Origin of the sequence: Kitasatospora paranensis, from assembly GCF_039544005.1 — a bacterium.
Classification (GTDB): Bacteria; Actinomycetota; Actinomycetes; order Streptomycetales; family Streptomycetaceae; genus Kitasatospora; species Kitasatospora paranensis.
This window is the reverse complement of sequence record NZ_BAABKV010000001.1, coordinates 149,212-170,707: the sequence shown is the minus strand read 5'-3', so window position 1 is coordinate 170,707 and position 21,496 is coordinate 149,212. Positions and strand designations below refer to the sequence as shown.

Sequence of the window (21,496 nt, the reverse complement as noted above, 5' to 3'; positions counted from 1 at the left end):
GTCACCGCTCACCCCAAGAGGTGGCGGTGGTGGCTCTCGCGGCGGATCCGAGCGAGGCGCTGCTTCATTTCCCCGATGCCGCGGGCACCGAACAGCGGGGCCTGGAGGTCCGGCCAGACGGCGCGCGCGAGGTCGACGTACCGACTACCGGCGAGCACCGTCACCTCTGCCTCCTCCAGCCCGCGTTCGATGACCTGGTCCCGTACGACGTCTGCGCCGACGCTGCCGGGATCGCCGACGGTCAGGTCGTAGGGGTCGATCTCAGTGTCCAGATCGAGGAGCCCGTGCGCGGCGGAGAGGATGTACAGGCGTCCGCCGCCGCGCAGGAGCTCCATACCCGTGTAGCGGCAGGCCCAGTGGAACGACCCGGTGTACAGCGCGCCGGCGGTGACCCGGCGGTCCTGCTTGGCCTTCCCGCAGCCGACGATGACGATCCGGAAGGCGCCCGCGCCCTCGGCGCGGGCTCTGGCCCAGCCTTCCTCGGTCAGCACGCCGCCCCAGACCTCCAGCGTCTCCTGCGTTGCGTCCCGGCCCCGCAGATAGTCATTGCTCTGGTCGAGGCCGACGTAGCCGAGGCTGGCCAGGGAGACCGCCGTGCGCAGGTTGACGCGCTTCGGCAGCAGGCCGAGCGGGTCCTTGGCCCCGCCCAGTAGCGCGCGGCGGTGGGCCGCGGTGAGGCGGGGCCGGGCCGGGTCGGCCGGGCGCGGCCCGCTGGAGGTCTGCTGGTTGCGTGTGGTCATGAGGTCTCTTTCTCGTGGTGAGAGGTGATCAGCTCGTGGCCCGGCGGGTGGGCAAGGCTGTGTCGCTGGCGTCTTCGGGGCGCTGGTCTCTCGGGTCGGCGGCGCGGGCACGGGCGATGCGCCGGTGGCCGGCGATGTGCCTGCCCGGTCGACGCGAGCGCCTGCCAGGCAGCGCCTCGCAGGAAGGGCACGGGTTCCCGGCTCGTAGCCGTCGCAGGAGGCGCGCGGCGCCCGCCAGCCGTCGGCAGAGACCGGCTGGCGGCGTCGATGGGCAGCCCGGTCTGCCGCCGGGCCTGCTCCGCGTCTCTGGGCGAGGGCGGTCCGAACGGCTGCCGTACCTCGCCCCGGGCGGATCCCCTGCGGTGCTGGCAGTCACCAGCCGACCAGGCAGCGGCCTTCCTCGGCGAGCCGCGCGAGGTGGCCCAGGTGGGCGCGCAGCTGCTCCATGTCCGGCTCGGTGCACCCGTAGCGGTCGAAGACCGCACGGGCGGCGAGGGCGCGGGAGGCTGCCCAGGCGAGCTGGTCGCGCGCCTGCTGGAGGTCGAAGAGGGCCCGCAAAGCGGCGACGTGCCGAGCGGAGTCGATGACCGGTTCCAGCCCGGCGCGGTGGCGGGGGTCGTGAACGAGCTCGGTGACGTGCGGTCCGGCTGTGTCCGTCATCTGCTGCGCCGAGGCGAGCCGCCTGCGGTCCGGGGCCGTCAGGGCCAGGGTCCAGCTGGCGCCCGCGTCGGTGCTGACCAGCCCGAAGCGGAGGGTCAGGTCGACCCGGTGCCTGACGGACACGGTCGCCCGGATGTCCAGGTGCTCGCCGCGTGCGATGCCGCTGTCGCCGAGACCGGCGGTGAAAGTCACGTGGGCGGACCGGCCGTTGATGGCGGTCTGCGCCTCGTAGGACCGGCTGGCCAAGGCTTCGACGTCGAGTCCGGTGTTGACCGCCTCGGAGAGCGTGTTGGCGTGGAGCAGTCCACCGCGAAGCTGCTGGATCAGGTGTGTGGTGAGGTCGTCCGCTGTGCGGGCCCCGGCGGACCTGCGGATGCTGTCGCGCAGGACGGCGATCAGCTGCTCTTCGGCGAGCGGTGCGTCGACTTCGTGCGCGGCGCGGTCGTCGGTCGGCATTGTTCCTCCGGGGCTGTCAGGCCTGGTCGTTGGCGGGCTGGAAGCGCTGGCAGGCGGGGAACCCCGGCTGAAGGTTGGGGCCGGGGCGGCGCTTCGAGGCGCGGACACGGCACTTGAGGCGGGCGCCGTGACTACCGGCGCGCTCGTAGAGGAAGGCGCAGCCGCCGCATACGGGCGGCCCCTGCGCGCCGGGCTCCAGCAGCGGGAGCCGGGTGGCGGGGTGGCGGCCCCGGTCGAAGTGGATCCGGGCGCTGCCCCGGCCCGGATGGGGCGAGTCAGCTGCGTTGCGTTTGGCGATGGCGGACACGGGAGCGGCCTCCGAGGCGAGAGTCGGTGACTGGCGGGCGCCCCGTCCGCTCGGCTTGGCGGGGCGCCCGGTGAAGATCGGATTCGTTACGGCTGCGCCTTTGCGGCGGAGTACGGGCGCAGCCGCCGGGTCTCGACGTCCCAGGGGTCGTCGCCCTCGTGCTCCCACTTGTGCGGGCGTGCCTCGGCCGACAGCAGAAGGCACAGGCGGACCTCGTCATCGTCTGAGTCGTCGAGGTCCTCGGGGAGCCGGTCGAAGACCGCCCCGTTGATGTGGAGGTAGCGCAGCATGGTGCGGAGCGCGAAGGGGTCGTTCGGGGCAAGGTGGCCCCACTGCGCCCGCAGTTCAGCGTGCTCGGGCCCGAGCGGCGGCATGGCGCCCTCGAAGTCGAACAGCACGTCACCGGTGGCGTTGCGGACGTTCTCCGGGAACAGCTGCCAGTCCCGCGGGGTCTCTTCCTGGATCATCAGGGTCAGGTAGGCGGCGCCGGGGAACTGGGTGGTCAGGGTGTCAGCGATCGTGCGGGCGACGAGCCGGGCCAGGCTGCGCTGGGCGTCGACGGTGGCGAGCCACGCCGGGATGGGGGCGGTCTGGTGCTCGGTGGCGGGAGAAGTGGGCATCGCGGATCTCTCCAAGGCTCAGGCGGCGGGTTGTGGCGCTCGTGGGCGCGGTCGGGCTGGGGTTGCTCTACTGGCCCTTGAAGAATCAATGTACATGGACAATGCTTATATTGCAATGCTGATTGGCTGGCTGTCCTTCCGCCGTCGTACCTCAGGTCATCGCTTCCTGCCGGTTGCACTGCGGACTCGTACCGCGGCCGCAAATCTCCGCGACCAGCCCCATCTGGGCGAGGTTCTGCTCAGCCCAGCCGTATGCGCGCTCCTCGTGCGATGTGCGGCTGTCCATGATTCCGCTGGGCGACCCCGGCCACTCCGACGGCCGGCGCAGGTCGTAGCGGTTGTTCCTCCACCCGAGCCAGATCTCACGGTGCGCGGGGCACTCCGTCACGTGCTCGGGCATCTTCACGCCGAGCGGGCTGCCCCAATCGTGCTGCAGGGGGTAGCAGCCCTGCAGCCGGGCCTGCTCGAAGATCTGACGGGAGCGGGCTGCGTCGGTCATGCTGCCTCCTCGAACTGCTTTTTGGCCAAGTCGTGGTACCCGGGGGTCAGGTCGATGCAGGCGGCCCTGATGCGGACGCCAGGAGCCCGAACGCGGTCAGGCCGGAAGGCCGAGGACAGCGACGCGGTGCCAGACCTTGGGGAAGTTGCGCCGCGCCTTCTCCACAGCCGTCGCAGGCGCGCAGACCAGGAACTCCTCGGCAGCGCCGAAACGCATCGGGTTGGGGAGCCGGCGCATGTAGAGGCGCTGGATCGGCACCCCGTGCCGCTGGTCCCGCTCCAAGGCCCCGCCCGCCTCCGCGGCCTCCTCCTGCAGACGGCCGGCGCACGCCGCCCGGGTCCCGGACGCCACGACGGTCAGCGACCGCCAGGGCGTTCCCTTGAGCGCGCGGTCGCGGCAGGCAGGCTCGATGCAGTCATCCAAGTGCTTCTCGCGGCACGCCTCGATACGGCCCGCCGTGTAGACCCGCCGCACCCGGTACAGCGCCCAGTCCTGGCCCGGATCGTTCAGCAGAGCCTCGAACTCGCCGAGCGCCTCGATGCTCCCGTCGGCGGCGACCTGGGTGTGCAAGGGCTCCTTGTTCGGATACAGGGAGCCGTTCTCGTTCAGCGCCATCGACACGTACTCCAGGCGCATCGCCCGTGCCGCGGCGGCGGGCTCCTCGCGCAGCCGGACCAGATGCTCGGGCATCGACCCACACGAAAGGCTGTAGGTGCAGAACCAGCAGTTCGACCGCTTCCAGGGCCGTCCGGTGACCTCCTCCACCCTGCGCACGATGTCGTCCCGGCTGCGCCCGGTCCGTACGAGCGGGTAGTCCAGCGCGACCGAGACCGGGCCCGGTTTCGCCTTGGCCTGTGCCTTCTCGGACTTCAGGGCCCTGCGAGCCTCGGAGGCGTTGTAGCCGATCGCAGTGCCGACGGTCGCGCCGGCGAACGCGTCGCGCACGAAGCCGTCCAGGACGAAGGCCTTGAACTTCAACGAGCAGGTGTTACCGCCGGCGGCCTGGACGACGGTGCCGCCGGTCTCCAGCTCGTCCAAGAGCGTGAAGCGGCCGCGCCGGTGGAGCCGGTAAGGCTCGCGTGTGTCTGCCAGGACCTCCTAGCCGTCGGTCAGGCTGCGACCCTTGCGGGCGACTTCGACGAAGCGGACGCCGCGCCTACGCAGCCTGGGCAGGATGGCCTGCTCGACCGCGGTGTAGGTGCTGTCGAACTCGCTGCCGACGACGGCGTGAAGGACGGTCAGGTCGGACAGGTCGGGCTTCAGGCCGTAGCCCTCCGGGTCGCGCAGGTACTCCAGGAGGACGTCCGTCGAGTCGTAGCCGAGCCCGTATGACAGCGTCTTGTGCGGGGCGGCGCGGAAGCGGGCGAAGGAATCCCGGAGCCGGGCCTCGTTCAGGACGAGATCCGGCTCCGGTTCGGCTGCCGGGCGGTCGAGGTCGAACAGGGTCAGCTTCATGGCGCGGACTCCTTTGCGTGGGTGGGCGCGGCGGCGGTGAGGGCTGGCAGGGCGGGCCCGGCACCGTGCTGCGCGGTCGTGGCCGGCCCCTTCGCGGGGTTGGCTGGGTTGTGTGGTCTGGCGGGTGGGGCGGTCACACCCGCCAGACCGAGAAGGCGCGATCAGGCGTCGGGCGTGTAGCGGCAGGTGATGTGCGTGTAGTCGGGCTCGCCGGCCCGGTGGTACGCGAGCCTCCGGCGCCGCGCCTCGGCGCGGACCGTGGCGGTGTACGTCTCTCCGGGCTCGGTGCGGAAGACCTCGGTGAGTGAGGGGTGCTGGGCTTCGAAGTCGGCGAGGGAGAGGAACCCCTGAACGGTGTAGGTCATGGTGATCTCCAGACGGCTGGCCGGCGGCGGGGTTGAGGCAGGCACCGGCGGTCTTGGCCTCGGCAATCAGGCGTCAGCGGGGTTCGTGATGGTCACGCCGTCGCGGGTGCGGGAGAGGACCCGGTCGTAGGTGCGCTTCGGGTCGTCGAAGCCTCTGGCCGGGGCGTGGAGGGTGAGGGTCTTCGCGTTGGCGCGTTTGACCTGGTAGCTGCTGGTGACAGCCATGTCGCGGCGGAAGTCCCGGACCGTGACGATGTCGCCGGGCAGGAAGTCGGACCGCTGCCAGGGGCGGCTCCGCGCGGCTTCGATCGCCGCGAGATCGGCGACCGCCTCGGCCTGGTTCGCCTTGGCCTGCGCGCGTTCGGCCTCACGCTGGGCCTCGATCGCCCGCCTGGTCGCGTTGTCGGCACGGGCCCGATCGCGGACGGCAGGCCGATAGGAGGGTGGCCGACCAGGAGGGGCTGGCCGCCAGCAAACCGGCCGTACATGCCGCTTGCCCGAGCGGACATACCGTCGGCCATGGCGGCGAGCTCCTCAGCGTGGCGGCGGGCGCGCTCTGCGCGGGCGGCAGCGGTGGCATCGGTCAAGGTGGTGCCCTTCGATCGAATCGGTCTGCGAGTTGGGCGGAGGGGCGGGTCAGAAGTCCACGCCGAGGGCGGTGGTGTTGTCGGGCCTCCTGCCGCCGAGACGGACGGTGATACGGGTGAGGCGCGCGGCGGCCCGGTCGGCGGACCGGAGTCGGGCCGACGCCTGGACCAAGGTACATTGAGAATATTCATAACGCAATGCCAATGGAACGTGTGGTCAGCTCCAGCTCGGGTCGGAGTCCCTGGGCGACCGGTGCATGGCCGAGTCGGCGTGCGGTGGCTGCCCTGGGGAGGAAGGTCCGCGGGCGAGGGTGTGTGCAGGGCACGAACCGGCCGCCGGCCGGGCCCGGGGGCGGGTCCGGCCAGCGGCGGGTGAGCAGGTAGGTGCAGGTTGTCGGGGCGCTGGATCCATCAGCGGGCCCAGCGATCGCGCAGTACCGTGGCGAGTTGGTCCTCCTCCAGGGAGAGTCAGCAGCTGCCCTGTATCCAGGCGTTGGGGCCCTTGAGCGGCCACAGGGCCGGGGCGGCGGCGTCGATGGAACCCTGGACGCGCGCGCCTCCGCGCTCGCGGTACCAGGCGTCGGCAGGGTTGGGACGTCAGGCGCCGTGGAGAGCGGAACGCAGGCGGGCCCCGATCCAGGCCCCGACCTGCGGGGATACGGCGTTGCCGAACCCGTCGACCTGGTCGCGGGCGCTGCCCCACACGACGAACGAGCCCTGGTAGCCGGCGAAGTCGACGTCGAAGCCGCAGCCCCGGCCGATCTCGTACTCCCGCATCATGCGGAAGTAGCAGTCCTCCAGCCGCAGCTCGCTGAGTGCGGCCCGCCACTCGTCCGCGAGCAGCGCGGTGGTGTCGTGGGCGTGGGTGCCGAGAGGGTCGGTAAGGGGGTGCGGCGCCGTCTCGCTCCCGGTGGAGCCGTTCTGCTTGTACCAGCCGGAGAACAGCAGCCCGGGGATCTGTTCGGCGGTGACGGTCGGCATCGCCTCGACATGCGTCGACGGGAGGGTGTTCTTGCGGAACGGCACCATCTCCGCGGACAGAATCCCCATGGTCTCCGAGCCGCCCTGCGTAGGTAGGGTCGTGGGCGCCCCGCGGACCGCCCTGGAAGTTGTCGACGGCGAGCAGGACCGCCTTCTCGCAGGCCATGGCCGCGGTGTCCAGCGGCAGGGTGAGGCGATGCCCGGCGTCGCTCTGCCGGTGCGCGGCCGCCACCGTGCCGGTCGACAGGATCGCGGCCTCCCGCTGGCTGGTCTGCGTCGCCAGCGGCTGCCACGGGTGCCGCTCGCTGCCGTGCACCCCCTTGGCCGGCATCAGGACGGCGGGGAACTGGGCGAAGCGCTGCCTGCACCGCTCCGCGCGGGCCATCGTCGACGGGGCGAGGGGCTTGGTCCGGTCGCCGATACGGGTGCCGAGGACGCTCAGGTCGAGGGCGGCCAGCGACGGGGTCGCCGGAGGGGCGACCGGACGGTGGCAGCTCGGGCACCGGTACTCGTACTGCTTGCCGTAGCGCACCGATCCGGTCGGCGGGAGCCCCGTCTTCCACGACCACACAGCCTCGACGTCCTTGTCGCAAGGCTGGCAGCGCGCCACCGGCCGGTAGTCGAGGTCGGGCGCGGGGATGGACTTGTCCCAGAACACCCAGTAGGCCCGGTCGCGGGACTGCGGCACGCCGAAGAACATCGAGTTCAGGTACAGGACCTTGTGGTGGTAGCCGAGGATGTCGAACTGCCCGAGCCACCAGCGGTAGGTGGAGCCGTCCCCGACCTTGGGGCGGCCGGGGACCGCCGGCCCCCAGGAGGCGAGCTCGGTGGTGCATTCGACGAGGATCATCCGCGGGCGGTGCTGGGCGGCGTAGTGCAGGACGCAGTTCGCAGTAGCGCGGTCGCGCTCGGACTTCGTGACCCGAGCTTCGAAGTCCGGGTCGTCGAAGTCGAACAGGGACAGGCCCTGCTCGTACGCCTTCTGGGTGTTGGCCTGCGAGTGGTGGACGCAGGAGACGCCGGCGACCAGGAGGTCGGCAGCGGGCAGGTCGCGGGCAGAGTGGTAGTCGGCGGCTTCGGGATCGACCAGGTCCGCGATCCAGTGTTCGGCGTTCGGGTGGTTCGCCTCGTGGACCTCGACCTTGTAGGGGTTGTGGTTGGCAGCCATGATCGTGGTGAATCCGGCCATCTCGATGCCACGGGTCAGGCCTCCGAACCCGGAGAACAGGTCCACTGCGACGAGGTCGTCGTTACGGAAGCGGCGGCGCCTGGTGGCGGGCCTGTGAGTAGCGGTGCGAGGGATGGCCGTTGACTTGCCCATGGCGTGGGTTCCTCTCTTCGGTCAGTCGGTCGGCGTGGCAGCGGGTTCGCCGCTGGTGATCGGGGCGACGTATCGCGTCCTGGGGCGCCGCCGAGGGCGGGCGCGTTGGGTGCCGTACGCCGTTACGCGGGCCTGCTTGTCGAGCTGGTAGCGAGGGTGGCTGGCCCTCGATGGCGATCGGCACGAGGTGACAGCCGGGCGGTTGGTGACGGAGTCGGCTTCGCGGGTGCGTGCTGCGCGCGAAGCCGGCCTGGCGCATGCTCTGGCCAACTGACGGCCAAGTTACATTGAAAATGTTCGTAATGCAATGCGCGTGGCGCGCAGTCAACTCCGGCTCTGGCTGGCGTCCTTTGGCGGCCGGTGCGTGGTCGAGTCGGCGCGCCCTGGTCGCCCGGGGGGCGGGTCCGCGGGCGAGGGTGCGCGCAGGGTGAGAAACGGTCGCCGGCCGGACCCATGGGTGGGTCCGGCCGGCGGGTGAGCGGGCAGGCGCAGGTTGTTGGGGCGTGGCCGCGGCGGACGCGGCGCTGCAGGGTCAGTCCTCTGTCTGGGCGTTGCGCCGTTCCTGCTCGGCCTCGGTGACGACCTCCAGGCCAACGACGCGGCGGTCGCCGAGCTGGGCCGGCGCAGCGGACAGGACCAGGTCGATGGCGGCCTGGGCGGCCTCTGCCGGGCCGGCCGCGGCCACGCTGAGGATGACGGCGAAGTTGCCGTTGTCGGCCGTGGTGGGCTGGGCGTCATGCCCGGACAGGACGGCGAAGAGCTCGTCGTGGACGTCGTCGGAGGCGTCGGTCGCGTCGAGCTCGACGTAGACGCTCCAGTTCTGCGGGGTCATCGTGGTCCTCCGGGTCGGGCGGGGGTGGTGCAGGGGGTGACGGCCCGCCGGTCTCCCGGCGGGCCGCTGGTAGTTCAGCGCTTCCAGACGAATCCGGCTCGCCGCAGCGCGGCAAGGTCGTTGAGCCAGGTTCGGCGGTCGGAAGGTGTGCCCGCCAGGGTGGCGATCCGTCGCCCTCCCAGGCGAACGATCAAGTGACCGTTCTTGGAGGGAGTGACCTCGAACCCTTGCTCCTTCAGGGCCTTCGCCAGATCCCGCGAATCCTTCTTCACTTGCCGCCTCCGCAGTTCCCCGGGGGCGTCCGCCGCCCTCGCAAGAACCACTTTACAGCTCTAATGTTCATATTGCAATGCCTGGATCTTTCTTTGTCGCTCGCCCCACACCGCGTCCGCCCACGCCGGGCTGGTCGACGATGAAGTCGTATACCGTCTTGCGGAACCACATATCCTCGTAGACCTCCGGCCTGAGGTCGTCGCCCTCGCGGCGGTCCGCCGCGGGGATCTGCCCGCGGCTGCGATAGGACTGCATGGTCCCGCGGGCGATCGGCCTGCCGCGGTTGAAGTCCCCCAGGAGGGTGCGGAAGTCGTCCAGGTCGAGCAGGTCCCCGGGGCTGCCCTCTGGGAGCCGGCGCAGCGCCGCTTCCTGGCAGCGGCTTCGCCTTCGTGGGTGGCCAGCCACAGCTGGTTCTCGTGGCTGAGGACCCAGTTGTCCACCGCCGCCTCGTCGAACTGCTCCGCTTCGCGGCCGCGGCCAGCCCCTGCGGCCTGCGTAGCCTGTGCGGCCGGGAAGCCGGGCTGGGCGATCCAGCCCGTGACGACGTTGGCTCCGACGCCGTACTTCGACCGGATGTCCTGGCGGGTGACGAAGCTGCGGCCGCCGGCCATCAGGACTCCCCCGTCCGGCTGCGGTTACGGCGACGCGCGTGGCCGACAGCTGCCGGCTCGCGTAGATGCGCTCCCGGACGGTGGACCAGTGCCAGCCCACGAAGTCGACGGCCGGCTCCATGCCGTCCTCTGGCCGGCGGTCCGCCGCAGGGACGAAGCCACGCGCCTCGTAGGTGCGGATGGTCGTCGGAGGTACTGCCCGCTCGCCCTCCGGCAGGTTCGGCCGCAGGTGGGCCATCATCTCGCCGAAGCGCCTGGCGTCGAGCAACTCCTTCTCCGGGAGTTCGGGCAGGCCGAGCGGGTTCTCGTTCCTCGCGGCGCTGGGCGTACGCCCAGGCGCCGGGGTTGTTCACTCGCATCCACCGGTCGACCAGAGTCGGGTCCCAGCGACCCTTTTTCACAGCCTCCGGGAACGTCTCGTCCTTCGTCCAGCGCCGAGCAGCCTGCTCCGCGACGTCGTACCGAGCCGCGATCGCCCGAACCGGCATCGGCAGTGGAGCGTGATCTTGAGTCATTCGACGTCTCCAGGTTCGGCCGGCCGCATGCCAGCCGGAAGGGGAAATCCCGCAGGGGCGGGCGCGCCACGAACCTTACAGCCGAAAGTGCCTTTCTGCAATGCGGGTGCAGTGTCGGGGTCGGCGGCGTGTCCGTCCGCGGCTACCCGTTGGCTGCGCCACGGTCGGTCGGCGGGCCAGGTGCGGGGTCAGGCCGCGAAGGCCAGGCTCTGCTCCCAGCGCCGGCAGGCTTCCTCGCCGAGGTGGCGCCGTACGGCGTCGCCGCGGCGCCAGGTGAGGGGGCCGTCCAAGGCGTCGAGCATCCGAGCGGCGGCGACCACCCCTGCGAGAGTCTGGTCGGGCTTGAAGGTGTGGCCGATCCGGCGCTCCAGGTCGACGTACACCGTGGGAATGGGCAAACCGAGGGCGAAGCACACCCGGGTGGCCAGCACGAGCGCGGCATCCGGTGCCAAAATGCAGTAGGCACACGAAAGGCGCTCGAGGCCGGCGTCGTAAATCGGGTGATACTCCAGGCCGTTATCGCTGATCTCCGACCACACGTCCGTCGTGGACAGGTGATGGATGATGTTCCAGGTCAGCACGAGGCGCTTGCCGCTGCTGGCGCGGGAGTCCAGAGACAGCACGGACTTCTTGGCCCGGGCCGCCGACTCACCCCGCGGACGCCGTAGATCGACACGATCAGCGCCTGGTCGTCCAACCCGAGCGCGGCGGTGATCTGCGTGTAGATGGGGGCCAGCTCGTCGCGCTTCAGCGACGATGTACACAGCCGGCGCTTCGCATCAGGGAACATGCCGCGCTTCTCGACCATCCCGACGAAGCCGCCGTCGGCCGCGACGACCAGGAACCTCAGGCTGTAGCGCTCGGCCTGCCGCTGCGCCAACTCCCGAACACCAGGCCACTCGGTGTCGGGCCCGAGGTCGGCGTGGACGACGACCAGCTTGTGCAGGCACCCTGCGCGCTTCGCGGCCTGGACCGCCCGGTGCAGCCCCACGACCGAGTCCTTGCCGGCCGAGCTGTGGTAGATCACCGCGTCAACCCGCCGCATCAGCTCCACGGGGTCGGCCGCGAGCTCCACGAGGACGGCATCGGCAGCCAGCCGCGCGGAACCACGGAATGCACCATTGCGGCATGCCCGCCACGCCGCCCGCCAGGCGGCCTGCTGCGCCTTGGCCTTGCTCCGTGCAGAGCGCAGACGGGCGTGGTCGGTGCGGGGGTCATGACCGGCCTTGGGCGGCCGGCGGGTCGCGTTGCGGGCGGTGCGCACGGCACCGCTGGTCTGGATACCCAGCCTGAGCTGGTTCAGCAGCATCTGGACGGGATTGGACACGTGGTCTCCATGGGTGATGCTCCAGGGGAGCAGGGTGGGGGAGCTGGAGCAGAGATCAGTGCCGGGCGAGCCAGCCGGCCACTGCCTTGGCGCACAGGGCGGCATCCATGGCGCAGTCGGTGCTGACGCCGAGGTAGAGAGGTCCGCCGACGGGGTTTCCGGCGTCGTCGCAGAGCCAGGCCGTGAAGGCTTCCTCGTGGTCCTGCGGGTGCCGCTGCGTATGCTCTCCGGCAGCGATGGTGATGTGGCAGCTGTCGAGGGGCTCGGCAGGCACCGGTCCAAGAGGCACGACGACGTAGTGGACGCCGCCGCCGCTGTTCGTGAAGGAGTCGGTGACCCCGTACGCCCGCAAGGCGGCGTGCAGCACGTGGGCTTCGGTCGGCACCGGGGCGGCGGTGGCCCGCAGCCGGTACCAACTCGTCGCGCCGACGGCGTAGAACGCCCCGCCCAGGTCGTGCAACAGCCGAAAGCCGCCAGCGCGGCGTGCGGCCAGGTACCGGCGAGCCTGACGGCGGCTGACGGTGCCGAACTCCACGACACCGGAACCCGAGAAGCCCCCTCCTGGTGCCAGGTGATCTCGTAGCCCGGGGCGGTCACCTGCGCCAGGCGCGCTGCTCCCGGCAAGGTGCGCGGAGCGGCGATCCTGCAGTCGTGATGCGTGCCCTCGGCGCGGATCGTCTGGCGGGCGGCTGCAGCCACGACAGAGCGGGCGCGGAAGAGGGCCAGCGCGTCCTGCTCGGCGTCGCCACCGTCGGCGAGCCGCCATGCCTGGTGTGCGGTGCTGGCGGCCGCCTCCGCCTGGTCCAGGCGCCGCTTGGCCGTCGAAGGCAGCATCGTGCGCTCGCTGGGTACCGTGGACGCCCTCATGCGCGCTCTCCGTTGACGAAGACCTCGACCTCGATGCCGCTGATGCCGATGCGGGAGACGCCAGCGAGCTGCCGGGCGTAGGCCAGCGCGTCGGGGCGCTGCTCGGTGGGCCTGAGCTCGTCGGTCCAGGAGGCGTCCCCGGAGGGGTAGCCGAGGTCCTGGTCGTCGTTGGTGGACGTGTGCATGCGCGTGTAGGTGGGGCTGCCGTTGATGCTGATGCGCATCCAGGCGCGGGAGTTCATGGTCTGCGAAGTCCTTCCGGGCGCCGGTGCCGATGCGAAAGCTGAATCGCGCGGCCGAGCTGACTTGTGTGGAGGGGGTGCGGGGCTCGGCTCGCCTACTGCGATGCGGTGCCGTCCGGCACGGAGCCCCGCCGAGTGACATCCAATCTACATTGGTTATTGCTATCTTGCAATGCCATGTCTATGCTCATATCGTCACCCTGACGAAATGCACGCGGTGGTGCGGACATCGGGCCCCTCAGCCGTACGACGTCCAGCACGCCCGCCGGATCTACGAGGAGACTTGATGCCGAACCGCCGCACCAGCACCCGCCGCCCCGCACAGCCCGTGCCGCGGCCGCTGCTGACCGAGATCCGCACCGACCGCGCTGCAGGCGTCCTTCTCGCCGCTGCCGCCGGCGACGCTCTCGGCGTCCACTACGAGGGCAAGGGCACCATGCGCCCCGACCAGCAGCCGAAGATGCTTGGCGGCGGCTACGGCCCGTACCGGCCCGGCGAGTACAGCGATGACACGCAGATGCAGTGGTGCATCGCCGACGTCGCCGCCAGCGGCGCCGATCTGCGCACCCCGAACGCCCTGGACGCCATCGCGAACAACTTCCTGATCTGGCTTCGCGACGGAGCCACCGACGTCGGCGTCCAGACCCGGACCGTCCTCGGCATGGCCAAGAGGGCGCACGCCGAGTCCGATGATCCGCTGCACCAGGTGATGGCCCGCCAGGCCGCCGCCCAGTACAAGCGGACCGGCCTCGGCGCCGGTAACGGGGCCCTGATGCGGACCGGCATCGTCGCCCTCAGCTACCTGGACACCGACCCGCGCGCCATGGCCAGCGCCGCCCGCGCAGTCAGCGACCTGACCCACGGCGACCCCCTGAGCGCCGAGGCATGCATCCTGTGGTGCTCCGGCATCCGCACCGCCGTCCTCGACGGCACCTTCGACGGGGTCCGCGCCGGACTGACCCTGCTCCCCGCGAACCGCCGCGCCCAGTGGGCCGCCTGGCTCGACGAGGCCGAGAACCGGCCCCCGCACACCTTCGCCAGCAAGAACGGCTTCGTCGTCGTGGCGCTCCAGGCCGCCTGGGCCGCCATCACCCAGACCCCCGTGCCCGCAGCCGACCCCGCCAGCGGCTCCTTCGTCGGCCAGCACCTCCAGCTCGCCCTGGAGAACGCCGTACGCATCGGCCACGACACCGACACCGTCGCCGCGATCGCCGGAGCGCTTCTCGGTGCACGCTGGGGTGGATCGGCAGTGCCGCTCAACTGGCAGCGCCTGATCCACGGGTGGCCCAGCCAGGACGCCTCCGACCTGGTCGGCCTCGCGGTCCTGACGGTGAACAAAGGCCGGGACGACTCCAAGGGCTGGCCCAGGGTCGAGCGGATGCCGCACCCGCAGATCGGCGGTCAGCCGTTCGCCGTCCTCCACCCGGACGACCCCGGACTGATCATCGGCAACCTCGCCCAGACCACCGTCGCCGGCCCCGCACCGATCGACGCCGTCGTCAGCCTCTGCCGCGTCGGATCCGGCCCGATTCTGACCCAGACCGGCGTCGAGCACATCCGGGTCTGGCTGGTCGACCGCGCAGGAGCCAACGCGGACACCGCGTTCGTCGTCGACCAGGCCGCGCGTATCGTCCAGCAGCTGCGCCAGGAGGGGAAGCGGGTGTTCCTCCACTGCGTGGCCGGTCGCAGCCGCACCCCCGCCGTCGCCGCCCGGTACAGCTGCCTGCTCAGCGGCAAGAGCCCCGCCGACGCGCTCGCCGATGTCCACACGGCCCTGGAGTGGTGGCGGCTGGACCACAACCGCGACATGTTCGAAGCGGTCTACCGCCTCGCCGGGCACCGCCCCCGTCCCCCACTCGCACCGGTCGATCGCGCCCCAGCCGCTTCGACCAGCACACGCTCCTGGACTGGTAGCAGCCGGCGCAACACCGATGGGCCGCCCCCTCAGCGCGAGGAGGCGGCCCATTGCCGTTCAGGCTCGGAGCCGCGGGTCAACAGCCGGCGTACCCCGGTCCGCACGCTTCGAGCGAAGCGCCGACTTGGTCGAGCAGCCACTGGGCGCGGTCGAATGCCGTGACCTTGTGTCCGTAGCTCGGCCACTTCAGGTGGGTGACCTCGTGCGCCAGGACTTGGTCGGCCTCGGTGCGGGTCGCGAGGGCGGCCTGCTGCAGGTACAGCAGCGGCACCGTGAGACGGGCACTCTCCGGCCCCCGATAGGCCCTGCCCACCACCTCGACACCGATCTGCTGCCCCGTCAGCCGCGTGTACTGAGCCGTATCCAGGACCAGCAGAAACCGCAGCCCGGCCGCCCGGGCGAACCGCTGCGCCCGCGCGCGCAGCCACGGCGCGTCGGCCGGCAGGCCCGCCTCATGTCCCGGCAGCGGGCTGCGCAGCGCCTGGGTCCGCGCGATCGTGATGGCGCTTCCACGTTCGGTGCTCACTCTCATCCCCTCCGCTCTTCGTCCTGGACGGTCTCGATCAGCTCGCGCAGCTCGTCGGGCGTCCGATCCAGGTGGTCGGCCAGGCGATGCAGCGTCCGCTCGGTCAGCCAGATCGGCGCCGTCGACCGCGCGGACGCCACGCTGCGCTGGTGCGCCTGGCGCACCTCCTCCTCGCTGGTGGCGTACGCCGCGGCCAGGGCCGTGGCGACGCTGTCCTTCAACTCGCCCGTTCGGCCAGCCTCCAGCATCGCCAACGCCCCGCGGGACATCTGCGCAGCCGCGGCCGCCGCAGCCGGCCCCAGGCCGCCGGCCTGCTCGCGCAGAGTCCGCAGGTCCGGCTCCTCGGCGGGATCGAGAAGGTCCTTCATCTGGCATCCGACTGCGTCCGCGAGGCCGGCGAGCATCTTGGCGTTCGGCGTTCGCAGAGCGGCCTCGTAGTCGTCGAGTACGGCAGGACGGATGCCGACCTTCTGGGCCAGCTCCTGGCGGCCCAGGCCGGCCTTCGTCCGCTCAGCGATCAGGCGGTCCGCTCTGAAGCTGCTCACCCCGCGGCGCATCGTGCGCTCCTCCCCGTATCGACTGCGTACATTATGTCACTCATACATTATGGACGTCACGCGAAGCGTCCGCTCCAGCTGTCCTCAGCCAGCTCCTCCAAGGCTTGCTCCTCCTTCGGGGAGAGCAGGTCGACGAAGGTGTCCCAGCGCTCCAGCTCCTCCAGCTCCGCCCCGCTGGCCGGCTCGATGCGGGCTGTCTGGCCTTCACCGCCCCCGGAGGCGGCCAGACGCAGGACGATGCGGCCGCGGCCGTCGACGCCAGCGGTGTGCCAGTGCAGCGCTCGCCGCCGGGCGAGGCTGAGGTTGAAGACGTAGCCGAACTCGTGGTCGGGGGATGGCCCCCGCCCACGACTGGCCGGATCCACAGCAGGTTGGCGTCGTCCTCGTCCTCGCGCCAGTGGCGGGCGAGGGCGGCCCGGAAGGCCTCGGTGCCGTCCGGGTTGGTGACGACGATCTGGGCGCCGGCGTCGAGTGGATCGCCAGTGGTGGTGTGGGTGCCTGCGAGCAGGGCGGTGAGCTGGTCGGTCCAGAAGTTCATGGCGTCCCTTCCGTGGGTGTGGGTCAGATATCGACGACGTCGGTGACGGGCTTGCCGCCGAGGTGGGTGATCTTCTTGTCTGCGAAGAACGTCAGAAGCTTGTCGCGGTCGTCCGCACTGCCGCACAGGACGCGACTCGGCGCCTCCGAGCCGAGCAGGTCGATGCCGTCCCTGAACATCACCTCGTTGGAGCCGGAGCTGAACGTCGCGATCTTCATCGGATCGCTGGTCTGCCCGGAGGTGCTCTTCCCGTTGGCGGTGTGCAGCGCCCCGAAGTGGTCGCCGTTGTAGGCGTAGTAGTCGCTGCGCTTCATCAGCACAGCCGGGTCGTCCCAGACCAGACGGACCCCGTGGCCACTGTAGCCGGCCTCCAGCGTGTCCTTGACGCGCAGGAAGACGCTGTTGGCGCCGCCGGAGAACTTGTCCTGGCTCTCGCTCATGCCGACGCCCTTGCTCGTGCCCATGACGGCGCGGCGCTCGGTGGAGGCGAGCACTCCTGTCGCGAACAGGGTGGTGACGTCTCCGCCGCCCATGCCGTGCACGAGGCTGCGCCCCTGCCAGGCGCTGGCGAAGGCCTCGGGGTTGCCGGTGACGTCGAAGCGGCTCCATGTCAGCCACCCGCCCGACTTGGCCGGCGTCGGCTGGTAGCCGGGACTCGCGCTCAGCGCAGCTCCGTCCGCGAAGCCGGCGGCCTGGCCCACGGCGTCGCGGACCACGGCGACGCGCTTGGGCAGGACGTCGTGGGCGGCCTGCAGCTGGAGCTTCTTCGCGAACGCCGAGAGGCCGGCCTCGTCCATGCCGACTGCCTCGTGCGCGTGCGCGTGGAAGAGCTCCTGGACCTGAAGGTCTTCCAGCCCTCTCGCGACGTCCATCGCCTCCTTGACCTGAGGGTTCGAGGCCAGGCCTTGCGCCTTGATGTTGTTGGCAAGGTAGGTCCACTCGCCTTCGCTGGCCGTCATCGGTTTGTTCGCGAGGTGGAGCTGCTCGAGTCGGGAGACGAGCTCGGGCCCGTGGCCGGCCCCTGCGGGGGCGTGGACCTCGAGCTGGCCGCGCATGCTGAACTCGGCCTTCCCAGGCTGGTTGAGGCCGTAGGGCCGGTACACCGCGCTCCAGCCGTCCCCCATGTCGATGAGGTACTCCTTGCCCGTCGCCTGGGCGCGGGACGTGCCGTTCCAGGAGGCCTCACCGGTGGCCGGGTCCAAGGAGGCCTTGATCCGGCTGGCGTTGCGGAGCTTCGCCGAGAGCTGCCCCGGCTCGGGGTTGTCGGCCGGCGCGGGCACCATCTCCGTGACGGTGGCGATGCCGGTGTGCAGGTAGGGAGTCACCATGGGGATCTTCCCGCCGTCGGCGTAGGTCTGATCGCCCAGCCCGGATTTCGCCTTCTCGGCGATCGTCTCCAGCTGCTCCAGGTAGTAGCGGGTCATGGCCGCCTCGTCGGCGGTGGCGCCCTGTGCGGCCGTGGCGACGGCTTTGACAGCCGCCGTGATCTTGTCGTGGGTGGACTGCGGGACGTCCATGCCGTTCTTGAGCTTGTGGTTCACCGACTTCGCCGCCTGGGCCACGAGCTCGTGCAGGCTGGCCTTCTCGTCGAGCTCCAGCCGGCCGGTGACCTCCTTGGTGACCTGCACCGGAACGAGCTTCTCTTCGGACAGCGCGAGCGCGTCCAGGAGCTTCTCCTCGGCTTCCTCGTTCACATGGGCCAGCAGCACCTCGCGGGGGTGCCGTCGGAGGAGTCGTAGGAGACCAAGGTGGCCGCGGAGTTGAGGAAGTCGGCGCCGCCCACCAGGACCGGCTCACCGATCGCCAGCCCCTTGACCGGGGCTTCCGGCACCGGCGTCAGCGGCTGTTCGGCCGGATCCTCCTCCTCTTCCTTGGGCTCCCGAGGAGCGGGCATCCCATCGCCGGTGGCGGCCGGCCCCTCGGCCTCCTCCAGCCCATCCGGCTCGGCCGCTGGGGACTGCTCGACCGGATCCCACTCGCCCTCGCCGGGCGCCGGTGGCTCGTCCGTGGTCCGGGCCTTCCCGGCGTCGGCAGATGCCGGCGGCGGGACGGGCTCCGCGGGCATCTCGACGCCGGCCATCGGCTGCGCCGCCGCGGCGCCGGTCCCGCCTTCGAACGGCGCGTTGAACAGGTCCGCGATCAGCTGGGCCGCCTCGGCCGGGCTGGGCTGCTCGGCCACGGCCGCAGGTGCCGGCGGGTCCAGGGTCGCCGCGGTAGACGGGGCGACCGTGTACGACTGGTGCGTGGACTTGGAGTTCGTTCCCATCGAGGTCAGCTCCCGTGCTTGAGGGCGGCGGCGGAGGACAGCTTCAGTTGCTTGGTGAAGAAGTAGGCGAAGTCGCCGCGCAGCGTCGCCTTGCGTTCGCAGGCGTGGTCCAGGAACGCCTCGGCGATCTGCGTGGGCGTCACCTGAGCCGGGGGACGCCGTGCTGCTTGGCGGCCCGGGCCCGCATCTTCGGCACCCAGTGCAGACCCGCCGTCGCGCCCTGGTGCGCGGTGTCGTGGAGCACGGCCCGCCACTGAGCGTCCGGAATCGCCTCGAACGACTTGATGACCGGGTGGGCGACGGCCGGGTTCACCTTCACCCCCGCGGCCAGGCTGCCGCCCATGAACGCCGAGTACAGCTGCTGCTGGACCGGCACAGAGCCGTACCCACTGTTCGGGGCGTAACCGAGATCGAGCTTGTCCTGCCCGAAGAACTTGAAGGCCTGACCGCGGTCGATGTTGACCAGGCCGCCCGACGGCGTCTCGAGCATGTTCTGGGCGTGGCCGTCGTGGTCTCCGACCAGCCAGGCGCCGACGTGGTAGCGCACGATCGAGTCCACCTGGCCCTGCGTCCAGGACGACGGACTCCCGCCGAGCGTCTTGGCGCCCTTGACCATCGGCTGGATGCAGCCCGGCTGGCCGCCGATCGCCTTCTGGTAGACCGGCACCGAGGGGACGCCACCCAGGTCCAGAGCGTGGGAGGCCGCTGCCTCCGCGGCCGCCCGGGCGCCGCCGGCCTGCTTGTCCGGCTTGAACAGCCACATCCCCCGTCCGGGCCCTGGTGCAGGGTCTTGCTGTGCGCACCGCCGAGCGCCGCGGACTGCGCAGGCCCGAACGACATCGCCGCGACCTGCGCGGACTCGACGCGCTTGGGCAGATCGGAGGCGTTGGCGCCGGCCATCTGCAGCGCTGCGACCAGCGCCTTGTTCTTGGCCGCGAACGCCCCTCCGGACGCTGCGGGGGCTGTTGGCTTGGGGCTGGCGGGCTTCGCGACCGGGGTGACCGGCGCCCCGGTGAGGGTGGCGCCCGCGCCCGTTGCCGCGGCCGCCGGTGCTGCGGAGGTGGCGGGTGCCGTCGGTGTGGGCGGAGCTACCGCAGCCTGCCTTGCCTTGGCCGCCTTCTTCTTCTCCGCCTGCTCCGCCGCGAGGTTGACGTACGCCGGCTGCTGCTTCCAGTTGGGGTGGAAGTGACCCGCGATGAACTTCTGCACGTGCGCCCGAGATGCCTTGCTGGCCGCGGTCATGCCGAGCTGCTCGGCAACCTCCCTCAGGTGGGCGAGCTTCTGCTGCTTGGCCCACGCGTTGAGCGCCTCCGTCTCCTTGTACGGGAGAACGAAGTTCTCCTTGTCCAGGCCGGGGTGCTGCTGTGTCAGATCGGTTGGCGGAAGTACCATCTGGCTCGCCCAGGACGTGACAGCCTGCTGCGCCTCGTACAGCTTGCCGGTGCTGGCGGCCCACTCGGCGGCGGTCTTGACCGCCTCGCTCTGCTGTTCAGCTGTCCCTTTCCCAAGGGGAGCGAGTGTGAGCGCGCCGTTGGTGTCCTTGCCGACCGGGAGGTAACCGCTCATTGCGGCGTCGAGAGCGTCGAGCTGCGCCTGCCGCTTCGCGATGCCTTCCTTGACCATGGTGAGCGTGGCGGCGTCGGTGTTCGGCCGGATCAGCTTTACCAGCTGATGTCCGCTCACGAGGCCAGCCTGCTGCTCGGTGATTAGGCCGGCGTCGATCGCCTCCTTGGCCGCCAGCTCGGTGTTGTGGGCCTTCACCCAGGCCTTGTCCAGGTAGGCGTCGACATCCTGGTGGGCCTTCGCCTTCGCCGCCTGCAGGGCGTCGCCCATCTCGGGGCATTCGGCGCCAGCGAGGTGCCGCTCCGCCTTCAACAGCGCCGCCAGCTGCTCGCCGTTCACCAGCTGGGGCTTGTCCGGCAGCTCGTCGATGGCCGTAGCGAGTGCAGTCTGGGCCTGCTGTACCTGCTCCGGCGTGGCGGGCCAGCCGCCGCTCGTGGGCGGCATGGGTGTGCCTTCGAGCTGGTGGACGTCCCCCAGTGTCAGGCCGCCATAGGTCTCGCCGGCCAGCAGTTGCTGGTAGCGCTTGTGGGCGGCGGCCTGGATCGCGGCCTTGGACTTGATGTCCTGGTCGTAGGCCGGGTCGAGCCAGTGCACCAAGGGGTGCTGCCCCTTGCCGGACAGACCGACGAGTACCGGGTGTTCGAAGCCCTTCGCTGCGGCGATCTGCTGGAGTTCCCAGGGCGGGAGCGCGGTGAGATACGTCAGGGAGGCTGCCTTGATGTCCTTGAGCTTCTCGGCGATCTCCTCGTCTGAGGCGCCGGCGGCCTTCATGGCCTCCACGGCCTCGCGGGCGGCTTTGATCTGCTCGGCGAACTGGTCGAACTTCTCGACCGGGTCGTCCGGCACATCGAGCAGGGGTAGTTCGGGTCCGACTCCCAGTCGATGCCGCCGTCGCCGATGAGCTGGGCGAGCTGCGTGGCCAGGACGAGGCTCGCGGCTGCCTCCGCATACTCCTGGCTGACGGCTTCACCGCTTCCCGGCTGGGCGTTGTCGTCCGAGCTGTCTGCACCGGCTGGTGCGATGGTGTAGCTCTGGTGGCTGGCCTTGGAGTTGGTGCCCATCAGCCCTCCTCGCTCGGGGAGGTTCGGCAGCACCTCGGCGAGGAGCTCGTCGAGGACGAGCCCGGCGGCGTGAGCGAGGTCGACGGCGCCCTCGGGCACATCGACGAAGTCGACGGCCACCGTGGTGTGCTGCGCGGCCCAGTGATCCAGCAGTTCTCCAGTGACGCCGCCGGCCAGCAGCTCGCGCCACGGGTCGGCGGCCTCGAAGGCCAGTGGCACCCAGGCGAGGTGCACCCGGGCTTGGGCGCCCGGGCGCAGGTCGAGACCGACGACCGCCACCGGGTCCAGGGGCGCGCCGAGGGCCGGGTGCCAGACCGACAGTACGGCCAGGCGCCACTGGTCGATGGTCCCGCCAGGGGCCGGGTCGGTGGCAGCGGGCGCAGGGTGGGGCTGTGACATCGGGACTCCTTTC

General features: G+C 70.9%; 27 protein-coding genes and 1 pseudogene. 1 reads left to right on the top strand and 27 read right to left on the bottom strand.

The window, feature by feature from the left end; translation table 11 throughout:
- Positions 1-8: 8 nt before the first annotated feature.
- The 18 genes and pseudogenes from ABEB13_RS00855 to ABEB13_RS00770 form a co-directional block, all read right to left on the bottom strand.
- Positions 9-740: a DUF6884 domain-containing protein gene (locus tag ABEB13_RS00855; RefSeq protein WP_345703803.1), complete on the bottom strand. Its 732-nt coding sequence runs from the start codon at positions 738-740 to the stop codon at positions 9-11.
- A gap of 372 nt (positions 741-1,112) precedes the next feature.
- A complete protein-coding gene (locus ABEB13_RS00850; protein WP_345703802.1) occupies positions 1,113-1,856 on the bottom strand; it encodes a hypothetical protein in 744 nt (247 codons plus the stop codon).
- A 16-nt stretch (positions 1,857-1,872) separates the two neighbouring features.
- On the bottom strand, positions 1,873-2,163 hold the full coding sequence (locus ABEB13_RS00845; protein ID WP_345703801.1) for a hypothetical protein: 291 nt from the start codon (positions 2,161-2,163) through the stop codon (positions 1,873-1,875).
- A gap of 86 nt (positions 2,164-2,249) precedes the next feature.
- Positions 2,250-2,783 carry a hypothetical protein gene (locus tag ABEB13_RS00840; RefSeq protein WP_345703800.1) on the bottom strand — a complete coding sequence of 178 codons (534 nt, stop codon included), beginning with the start codon at positions 2,781-2,783 and terminating at the stop codon, positions 2,250-2,252.
- A gap of 151 nt (positions 2,784-2,934) precedes the next feature.
- Positions 2,935-3,282: a hypothetical protein gene (locus ABEB13_RS00835; protein ID WP_345703799.1), complete on the bottom strand. Its 348-nt coding sequence runs from the start codon at positions 3,280-3,282 to the stop codon at positions 2,935-2,937.
- A 96-nt stretch (positions 3,283-3,378) separates the two neighbouring features.
- The gene (locus ABEB13_RS00830) at positions 3,379-4,320 is read right to left on the bottom strand and encodes a hypothetical protein (RefSeq protein ID WP_345703798.1); all 942 of its coding nucleotides are present in this window, start codon (positions 4,318-4,320) and stop codon (positions 3,379-3,381) included.
- A 60-nt stretch (positions 4,321-4,380) separates the two neighbouring features.
- Positions 4,381-4,737 (bottom strand): hypothetical protein, encoded by a 357-nt coding sequence (locus ABEB13_RS00825; RefSeq protein ID WP_345703797.1) that lies wholly within the window; start codon positions 4,735-4,737, stop codon positions 4,381-4,383.
- A 161-nt stretch (positions 4,738-4,898) separates the two neighbouring features.
- Complete coding sequence (locus ABEB13_RS00820; RefSeq protein WP_345703796.1) at positions 4,899-5,102, bottom strand: hypothetical protein; 204 nt, start codon at positions 5,100-5,102, stop codon at positions 4,899-4,901.
- 66 nt (positions 5,103-5,168) lie between these two features.
- Positions 5,169-5,327 (bottom strand): hypothetical protein, encoded by a 159-nt coding sequence (locus ABEB13_RS00815; RefSeq protein WP_345703795.1) that lies wholly within the window; start codon positions 5,325-5,327, stop codon positions 5,169-5,171.
- 959 nt (positions 5,328-6,286) lie between these two features.
- Positions 6,287-6,739: a hypothetical protein gene (locus tag ABEB13_RS00810; protein ID WP_345709994.1), complete on the bottom strand. Its 453-nt coding sequence runs from the start codon at positions 6,737-6,739 to the stop codon at positions 6,287-6,289.
- Positions 6,740-7,697: 958 nt separating this feature from the next.
- Positions 7,698-7,859: pseudogene (locus tag ABEB13_RS00805) on the bottom strand (hypothetical protein); the annotation flags it as partial.
- A 664-nt stretch (positions 7,860-8,523) separates the two neighbouring features.
- Positions 8,524-8,823 (bottom strand): hypothetical protein, encoded by a 300-nt coding sequence (locus tag ABEB13_RS00800; RefSeq protein WP_345703794.1) that lies wholly within the window; start codon positions 8,821-8,823, stop codon positions 8,524-8,526.
- Positions 8,824-8,897: 74 nt separating this feature from the next.
- Positions 8,898-9,095, bottom strand: coding sequence for a hypothetical protein (locus tag ABEB13_RS00795; RefSeq protein ID WP_345703793.1), 198 nt, complete (start codon positions 9,093-9,095; stop codon positions 8,898-8,900).
- Positions 9,096-9,162: 67 nt separating this feature from the next.
- Positions 9,163-9,501, bottom strand: a complete 339-nt coding sequence (locus ABEB13_RS00790) for a hypothetical protein (RefSeq protein WP_345703792.1) — start codon at positions 9,499-9,501, stop codon at positions 9,163-9,165.
- 909 nt (positions 9,502-10,410) lie between these two features.
- The gene (locus ABEB13_RS00785) at positions 10,411-10,845 is read right to left on the bottom strand and encodes a phosphoadenosine phosphosulfate reductase domain-containing protein (protein WP_345703791.1); all 435 of its coding nucleotides are present in this window, start codon (positions 10,843-10,845) and stop codon (positions 10,411-10,413) included.
- Positions 10,797-11,549: a hypothetical protein gene (locus ABEB13_RS00780; RefSeq protein WP_345703790.1), complete on the bottom strand. Its 753-nt coding sequence runs from the start codon at positions 11,547-11,549 to the stop codon at positions 10,797-10,799. Before ABEB13_RS00780 ends, ABEB13_RS00785 begins: the two co-directional genes overlap by 49 nt.
- Positions 11,550-11,604: 55 nt before the next feature.
- A complete protein-coding gene (locus tag ABEB13_RS00775) occupies positions 11,605-12,084 on the bottom strand; it encodes a hypothetical protein (protein WP_345703789.1) in 480 nt (159 codons plus the stop codon).
- 328 nt (positions 12,085-12,412) lie between these two features.
- Entirely contained in the window at positions 12,413-12,658 is a 246-nt protein-coding gene (locus ABEB13_RS00770; RefSeq protein WP_345703788.1) for a hypothetical protein, read from the bottom strand.
- Between the two features lie 286 nt (positions 12,659-12,944).
- On the opposite strand from ABEB13_RS00770, the gene ABEB13_RS00765 reads away from it, so the two are divergent.
- The gene (locus tag ABEB13_RS00765) at positions 12,945-14,735 is read left to right on the top strand and encodes an ADP-ribosylglycohydrolase family protein (RefSeq protein ID WP_345703787.1); all 1,791 of its coding nucleotides are present in this window, start codon (positions 12,945-12,947) and stop codon (positions 14,733-14,735) included.
- On the opposite strand, the gene ABEB13_RS00760 is transcribed toward ABEB13_RS00765, so the two are convergent.
- The 9 genes from ABEB13_RS00760 to ABEB13_RS00720 all read right to left on the bottom strand — a co-directional run bounded on the left by ABEB13_RS00760 (position 14,650) and on the right by ABEB13_RS00720 (position 21,483).
- The gene (locus ABEB13_RS00760) at positions 14,650-15,099 is read right to left on the bottom strand and encodes a hypothetical protein (protein ID WP_345703786.1); all 450 of its coding nucleotides are present in this window, start codon (positions 15,097-15,099) and stop codon (positions 14,650-14,652) included. The genes ABEB13_RS00765 and ABEB13_RS00760 overlap by 86 nt on opposite strands.
- A gap of 2 nt (positions 15,100-15,101) precedes the next feature.
- Positions 15,102-15,644, bottom strand: coding sequence for a helix-turn-helix domain-containing protein (locus tag ABEB13_RS00755; RefSeq protein ID WP_345703785.1), 543 nt, complete (start codon positions 15,642-15,644; stop codon positions 15,102-15,104).
- A 68-nt stretch (positions 15,645-15,712) separates the two neighbouring features.
- The gene (locus ABEB13_RS00750; protein ID WP_345703784.1) at positions 15,713-16,021 is read right to left on the bottom strand and encodes a hypothetical protein; all 309 of its coding nucleotides are present in this window, start codon (positions 16,019-16,021) and stop codon (positions 15,713-15,715) included.
- 196 nt (positions 16,022-16,217) lie between these two features.
- A complete protein-coding gene (locus ABEB13_RS00745) occupies positions 16,218-17,903 on the bottom strand; it encodes a hypothetical protein (protein ID WP_345703783.1) in 1,686 nt (561 codons plus the stop codon).
- Entirely contained in the window at positions 17,885-18,460 is a 576-nt protein-coding gene (locus ABEB13_RS00740) for a hypothetical protein (protein ID WP_345703782.1), read from the bottom strand. The genes ABEB13_RS00745 and ABEB13_RS00740 overlap by 19 nt, the downstream gene beginning before the upstream one ends.
- A gap of 5 nt (positions 18,461-18,465) precedes the next feature.
- Positions 18,466-18,603: a hypothetical protein gene (locus tag ABEB13_RS00735; protein WP_345703781.1), complete on the bottom strand. Its 138-nt coding sequence runs from the start codon at positions 18,601-18,603 to the stop codon at positions 18,466-18,468.
- Positions 18,600-18,803 (bottom strand): hypothetical protein, encoded by a 204-nt coding sequence (locus ABEB13_RS00730; RefSeq protein WP_345703780.1) that lies wholly within the window; start codon positions 18,801-18,803, stop codon positions 18,600-18,602. The genes ABEB13_RS00735 and ABEB13_RS00730 overlap by 4 nt, the downstream gene beginning before the upstream one ends.
- Complete coding sequence (locus ABEB13_RS00725) at positions 18,776-20,869, bottom strand: hypothetical protein (RefSeq protein ID WP_345703779.1); 2,094 nt, start codon at positions 20,867-20,869, stop codon at positions 18,776-18,778. The genes ABEB13_RS00730 and ABEB13_RS00725 overlap by 28 nt, the downstream gene beginning before the upstream one ends.
- Positions 20,791-21,483, bottom strand: coding sequence for a hypothetical protein (locus tag ABEB13_RS00720; protein WP_345703778.1), 693 nt, complete (start codon positions 21,481-21,483; stop codon positions 20,791-20,793). The genes ABEB13_RS00725 and ABEB13_RS00720 overlap by 79 nt, the downstream gene beginning before the upstream one ends.
- Positions 21,484-21,496: the final 13 nt, after the last annotated feature.

Coding starts and splice junctions, on each gene's coding strand:
- ABEB13_RS00810 (WP_345709994.1), bottom strand. CDS start 6,739: ATGGGGATTCTGTCCGCGGAGATGGTGCCGTTCCGCAAGAACACCCTC.
- ABEB13_RS00855 (WP_345703803.1), bottom strand. CDS start 740: ATGACCACACGCAACCAGCAGACCTCCAGCGGGCCGCGCCCGGCCGAC.
- ABEB13_RS00840 (WP_345703800.1), bottom strand. CDS start 2,783: ATGCCCACTTCTCCCGCCACCGAGCACCAGACCGCCCCCATCCCGGCG.
- ABEB13_RS00850 (WP_345703802.1), bottom strand. CDS start 1,856: ATGCCGACCGACGACCGCGCCGCGCACGAAGTCGACGCACCGCTCGCC.
- ABEB13_RS00720 (WP_345703778.1), bottom strand. CDS start 21,483: ATGTCACAGCCCCACCCTGCGCCCGCTGCCACCGACCCGGCCCCTGGC.
- ABEB13_RS00815 (WP_345703795.1), bottom strand. CDS start 5,327: ATGGCTGTCACCAGCAGCTACCAGGTCAAACGCGCCAACGCGAAGACC.
- ABEB13_RS00835 (WP_345703799.1), bottom strand. CDS start 3,282: ATGACCGACGCAGCCCGCTCCCGTCAGATCTTCGAGCAGGCCCGGCTG.
- ABEB13_RS00800 (WP_345703794.1), bottom strand. CDS start 8,823: ATGACCCCGCAGAACTGGAGCGTCTACGTCGAGCTCGACGCGACCGAC.
- ABEB13_RS00770 (WP_345703788.1), bottom strand. CDS start 12,658: ATGAACTCCCGCGCCTGGATGCGCATCAGCATCAACGGCAGCCCCACC.
- ABEB13_RS00825 (WP_345703797.1), bottom strand. CDS start 4,737: ATGAAGCTGACCCTGTTCGACCTCGACCGCCCGGCAGCCGAACCGGAG.
- ABEB13_RS00730 (WP_345703780.1), bottom strand. CDS start 18,803: ATGGGCGGCAGCCTGGCCGCGGGGGTGAAGGTGAACCCGGCCGTCGCC.
- ABEB13_RS00820 (WP_345703796.1), bottom strand. CDS start 5,102: ATGACCTACACCGTTCAGGGGTTCCTCTCCCTCGCCGACTTCGAAGCC.
- ABEB13_RS00740 (WP_345703782.1), bottom strand. CDS start 18,460: ATGGGAACGAACTCCAAGTCCACGCACCAGTCGTACACGGTCGCCCCG.
- ABEB13_RS00765 (WP_345703787.1), top strand. CDS start 12,945: ATGCCGAACCGCCGCACCAGCACCCGCCGCCCCGCACAGCCCGTGCCG.